Source organism: Mesorhizobium sp. M6A.T.Cr.TU.017.01.1.1, from assembly GCF_004023115.1.
Lineage (GTDB): Bacteria > Pseudomonadota > Alphaproteobacteria > Rhizobiales > Rhizobiaceae > Mesorhizobium > Mesorhizobium mediterraneum.
Genome location: NZ_RZTA01000319.1, coordinates 1 through 395 on the forward strand (window position 1 = coordinate 1; position 395 = coordinate 395).

At 60.5% G+C, this 395-nt stretch carries 1 protein-coding gene; it reads right to left on the reverse strand.

From position 1 onward, the window contains the following. Positions 1-190: 190 nt before the first annotated feature. Positions 191-395, reverse strand: a 205-nt coding sequence (locus EOB36_RS34810) for a hypothetical protein (protein WP_206637253.1), incomplete at its 5' end; no start/stop codon positions are given.

The following is a 395-nucleotide window of genomic DNA, read 5'->3' on the forward strand; positions in this document are numbered from 1 at the left end:
GTTTGGGAAGGTGGATATTCCGCAGGAGGCGTTTATTCAGGCGCTTAAGATGGGGGATTGAGAAGCCGGTTGGCGCGCAAAGCGCGCCAAGTCATCGATCCGGTGGATCGATGGCAGGCTTCGAAAGCGGGGGAGCTGCCGGAGGCAGCGGGCCCCCCGCCAGCGCGGCGCTGAAGCTGCGCGGTGGAGTTTATTCTCCGGGAGGCGGCGGCGCGGGGTGATCTTCGGGCGCCGGCGGCGGTTCTCCCAAATCCGCAGCAATCTCTCGAAAAATGCCATCGATATTTGCGAATATTAACCGACCTAGCTCTGCAACCTCTAAGGCGTTACCCAGACGAACAAGACGCATGGTTCGCAGGCATAGAACGGCGATGTCATCAGGCGGATTGTTCGCC